At 39.0% G+C, this 5,181-nt stretch carries 4 protein-coding genes; 3 read left to right on the top strand and 1 reads right to left on the bottom strand.

From position 1 onward, the window contains the following. Positions 1-1,238: cation:dicarboxylate symporter family transporter (locus ACJ004_RS29900; RefSeq protein ID WP_410896709.1), on the bottom strand; the 1,238-nt coding region annotated here is incomplete at its 3' end. 209 nt (positions 1,239-1,447) lie between these two features. On the opposite strand from ACJ004_RS29900, the gene ACJ004_RS29895 reads away from it, so the two are divergent. The 3 genes from ACJ004_RS29895 (at position 1,448) to ACJ004_RS29885 (ending at position 4,962) form a co-directional block, all read left to right on the top strand. After that, on the top strand, positions 1,448-2,677 hold the full coding sequence (locus ACJ004_RS29895; protein WP_410896708.1) for a sensor histidine kinase: 1,230 nt from the start codon (positions 1,448-1,450) through the stop codon (positions 2,675-2,677). A gap of 6 nt (positions 2,678-2,683) precedes the next feature. Then, positions 2,684-3,610, top strand: coding sequence for a response regulator (locus tag ACJ004_RS29890; protein WP_410896707.1), 927 nt, complete (start codon positions 2,684-2,686; stop codon positions 3,608-3,610). 890 nt (positions 3,611-4,500) lie between these two features. Further along, positions 4,501-4,962 (top strand): hypothetical protein, encoded by a 462-nt coding sequence (locus tag ACJ004_RS29885; RefSeq protein ID WP_410896706.1) that lies wholly within the window; start codon positions 4,501-4,503, stop codon positions 4,960-4,962. The last annotated feature ends 219 nt before the right edge of the window (positions 4,963-5,181 follow it).

Raw genomic sequence — 5,181 nt, 5'->3', positions numbered from 1 at the left:
AGTTCTTCGGGGTGGTCTTTGACTTTATGACCTTCCCATTTTGTGATAACAATAGCAGCTAGTGAGTTACCAACAATGTTTACACATGTACGGGCCATGTCCAGCAGCCTGTCTACGCCTAAAATAAACGCCAAGCCCTCGACTGGAACACCGACACTTCCTAAGGTTGAAAGCAGGACGACAATTGAAACACCAGGGACACCTGCAATCCCTTTTGAGGTAACCATTAAAATAAGGACTAATGTAATCTGATGTCCAATGCTCATATGAATGCCATACATTTGCGCGATGAACAGTGCGGCAATCGCCTGATACAAGGTTGAACCATCGAGATTAAAGGAATAGCCAGTCGGAATCACGAATGAAGTAATCCCTTTCGGACAGCCGATTCGCTCCATTTTTTCCATAATTTTTGGAAGGACGGTTTCCGAACTTGCTGTGGAATACCCTAAAATTAATTCGTCTTTCAGGTAAGCTAATAGCTTAAAAATATTATAGCCAGCTATTTTCGCAACAATACCAAGGACCACAATAATAAAGAATATCATTGCGCCATAAACGGTTAAAACCAATTTTCCGAGCGGTATTAATGATTCCAGCCCAAATTTCGAAACCGTAACCCCAATTAAGGCAAACACCCCAAATGGAGCAATCTTCATAATCTGATTGGTTACAAAGAACATCGCATCAGCAGTACCCCTAAAAAACGCGATAATCGGCTTGCCTTTTTCACCGATTGCCGCAACGCCAAGTCCAAACATTACGGAGAAGAAAATAATTGCCAACATGTCCCCATTTGCGAACGCCTGCACAACATTAGTCGGTACGATATTCACAAGAGTATCAATATGTGAGTGTGACTCCGTTGCTTTTTCAGTCGTAACATAGGAACTGATGTCCGATTTAACAAGTTGTGAACGGTCCACGCCTGTACCAGGATGGAAAACATTGGCGATTAACAACCCAACAAAGATTGCGATCGTTGTAATAATTTCAAAATAAAGTAGCGTTTTTCCGCCGAGCTTCCCTAACGATTTCATATCGCCCGTACCGGCCACACCGACAACAAGGCATGAAATAACAATCGGCACGACAATCATTTTAATTAATCGTAAAAAGATGTTTCCAATCGGCTGTAAAAATTGCTCAACTTGCGGATTTCCGAAAAAAATGGCACCCACAATTATCCCAAGAATTAAACCAATAAAAATTTGCCATGCTAAACTAATTTTTTTCACTAACTTCTCTCCCATCGATAAGTTTTTTGATAATATTATAGTAGAATATAGCTTGTAAACGTTTTCAACATTTACATCATACCGGCAGAACTACGATAAACTACAAAAAACTACAAAAATGATAAAAAATATTTTTACAATTTATAATATTCTTTTTACGATAGAAAGGGAGTGATTGTATTCGCGATAAATTATTAGCGTATTTATTTATGATTATTGCTGTGCCCATTACTGGAGAATTAAAGTTTTACCCCTTAAGCGGTGCTGATTTAAGATTCAGCATGAGCACAACTGTATTCTTCTTCATTTTATTATGGTCACGAAAAATCCATCCCGTTTTAGCCGGCTTTTTAACGGGAAGTGCAGTTGTTTGTTTTCGGATTATTCTGGACAAGGTACAGGTTGGCTCATTCGATTTCCCTATCCATTTTCCCGTGTTTTTTTATTACATGGTCTTCGGCATGTTTTTCTATATTTTTAAGGTAAAGAAATTGTATCATCGGCCGCTTCTCATTGGTCTGCTTGGCATGGTGCTCGAAATCATGGGGAATGTTATCGAAATGACCATTCGCCATTTTACAACCGATATGAAAATGGCAACCTCGAGCTTCTTGATTATTATAGGGGTAGCGATCATTCGCAGCTTCTTTGTCCTCGGTTTTTTCAATACCATCTTAGTGCGGGAAACTAGGTTGGCTGAAGAGCAGCAAAAAAAGCGGACCGAGGAGGTTTTACTATTAGTCTCAAATTTGTATGTAGAAATGTTTCAATTGGAAAAATCAGCGAAGGATGCGGAGAAGTTAACCAGCGCCTGCTATGCCATTTATCGTGATTTAAAAGCTCAAAACAATCAGAATCAAGCGCAAGAGATGCTGAAAATCGCCGGGGAATTACACGAGATTAAAAAAGATAATCAACGTATATATGCCGGTTTGTCCAAATTAATGGCCAAAGAAAAATTAGATGATTTTATGAACATTCAGGAAATCATTTCTGTTGCAGCCATCTCGAATAAAAATTATAGTGAGTTGCTCGGGAAAACGATTGGTTTCCAGGTAGGAATTTCCGGTGAACATCCAGAGTACCACACTTTTATCCTCCTTTCCCTAATCAATAATCTTGTCGCCAATGCTGTGGAAGCCATCCATCAGGAGGGACAGATTGTAGTAACGGTTGAAAAGGTTCAAGACCTAGTCAAAATAACGATAAAGGATAATGGAAACGGGATTTCTAAAAAAAACAAAGCGTATATTTTTGAACCAGGCTTTACGACGAAATTTGACCAAGCCGGAATCGCTTCTAATGGAATTGGTTTATCCTACACAAAAAGTGTCATTGAAGATCTCGATGGCAAAATTAACCTGATTGAGTCTTCAAAAGAAAAAGGAACAACCTTTGAAGTTCAGCTTCCGGTTGTAAATTTAATGAAAAAGGGGTGATTTACGGTGAAATTTTTTATTGTCGATGATGCCCCCACTATCAGAGGGATGTTATCAAATATTATTGAAGAAGAGGGATTGGGTTCGGTGGTGGGGGAGGCAGCTGACGGGTCTGAAGTAGATGCCCATACCCTCGATGTACAGGAAGTTGATATTCTAATGATTGACCTGCTCATGCCCATCCGGGACGGGATTGAGACAGTCAGAGAAATTGCTCCCTCCTTTCGGGGAAAAATCATCATGATCTCCCAAGTCGAAACGAAGGATATGATAAGCGAAGCGTATTCCCTAGGTGTCGAGCATTATATCACAAAGCCGATTAACCGGCTTGAGGTGGTAAGTGTCATTAAGAAAGTAAGTGACTATCTGAGAGTGGAAAAATCACTTCATAACATTCAAAAGTCATTAAGCTTTTTAACTACGCACAATACAAAAAATCGGCTGTTTGAGAACACTCTCCCAAGTAAACAACCTTTGTTTCCGTCCTTTGCCAAAAGCATCCTGCTTGAACTTGGGATTGTTGGCAAAAATGGTGAAAAGGATTTGTTGGATCTTCTGGAAATTTTACATCAATGGGACATGGAGGGAAATCGGGAGCTTCCGCCTTTGAAGGATCTGTATGAGCAGGCGGCCAAAAAACGGCTTGGTTCGTCCGTCTCTCCTGAGGAAATAAGAAAAGAAGCCAAGGCTGTGGAACAACGGATCCGCCGCATCCTCCAACAGGTGCTCGAGCATCTTGCTTCGCTGGGATTAACCGATTATGCCAACCCAACATTTGAATATTACTCATCCAAATTGTTCGACTACACCCAAGTAAGAATGAAAATGCTCGAACTGGAAGGAAAAAAACACACCGCAACTTCCCGAATCGACATCAAAAAATTCCTCTATGCTTTACAAATGGAGACAAAAGGCAGACTATCACAAAGGTAGATTGCTCTCGTTCAAACAAGTACCCTCTTGGGAAAAACAAAAAAGTGCCAGGACGGCCCTTTTAAATGTTTGCAGTAATAGATGTTTTAAAGAATTTTTTCTAAACCATGAATGTCATGAAGAAAATAATCACAAGCAATCCGATTTGCGTTAAGGTCGTTTCCTCTATTTAAAATAAAGTGGTTAAAACAACAGTTATGATATTCCATTAAGGCGCTTTTCCGGAATAGATTAAGCGTCTTTTTGTAATGAGTTAGATTCTAGAACTTTTGTTAACATGTATAAGAGATTGTGAAGGTTTCTACTTAAACTATAGGTTGTTTGAGTTGAACAAGAGGTTGCTTCGGCAGCCTTTTTACGTTGTTCCACTAACGTAAGCAGAATAGTTGAAGAACAAGGTTGAAAATAGATAGGTTTTTTATGTTGCATTTTACATATATTGCGAAGGAAGTAAAGGAAAAAAGCTATCACAATTAACTAGCACTTTTAGATTTTTAAGGAGTATTATGAGAGGCAATCATTAGATTGGGAATCTCGAGGTAGGGAAGTACAAAGATTGATTCCCAGGAAAAATTGTTATTGTATCAGAGGTGCTACTGCGGAAACTAAGTTGCACAGTTGACCGTGGCGTAGTTCATAAATGGTTGGATCTCAATAACAGTCAATTTAATGAATTATATCAACGGGTTTTCAAGTAATGCCAATGGAATAAGTGTTATTTTTGAAAATTCTAAGATTATTTGCGCCAGTAAGGACGAGCGTACACACAAACGAATACTTTTTAACATTTCATATAATATGAATTCTGTTATTTAGACGTTTATGCATTAATGGACAAGCATCTAAACAAAAAATAATAGAATATATCTTTTTTTAAAGGAAGTGAAAAAATGGGTTGTAATTGTAATAAAAAAAACTATAGAATGCGTTTGCGCCCTGGAGATCCTCCAACCGGAGGATGTTGTCGTGGGTCCCATCTTAGACGTCCAGGAATCAAACAACGAGGTGGTCGAGGAGGCGATGAGTTCTTTGCTGATGCGAATCTTATATGTGACGATTATCCTGAGGATTGTTTTGGGCGTGATATCTGGATTTACTATGAATGGAAATTAGATCGTTTAAGTGGAGACGTCAGAATTGAGGGTCCAAGCGAAAAAAGAGGTAACGACACAATAAAAGTTGTTGGAAATGGAAGGTTTATACTATCTGTCAAGGTCACATTTGCTTGTCATCTCTCATTAGCGAGATTCGATTGGGGAAAAGTGTCGTTTAGCCGATCAAAAACCAAAGCCACTGACCCTGGACCTTGGTATACGTGTGTAGATTATGCCAGTGAGACATTCGAAAGATAGACGATAGTGTAAGAACGCATTTTTTACAGATGCGTTCTTTTTAAGTGAAAAATAAAATTCGTAAAATAATCAACGGGGATAAGCGAACAGAAAATCACGTAATTGAGGGCGCAAGTGGAAAGAAAGGTGAAAAATCCATATTGAGTGAACATTTTGAAAGGGTGCTTGAGTTGAACAAAAGGGTCGCAGTTGCGGTTCTTTTTTTGTTCAACTAACGTG

Origin of the sequence: Neobacillus sp. 204 (assembly GCF_046562815.1) — a bacterium.
GTDB lineage: Bacteria > Bacillota > Bacilli > Bacillales > Cytobacillaceae > Neobacillus.
Note: the sequence above shows the minus strand (reverse complement) of the source record. Positions and strands in the feature narration are given on the sequence as shown.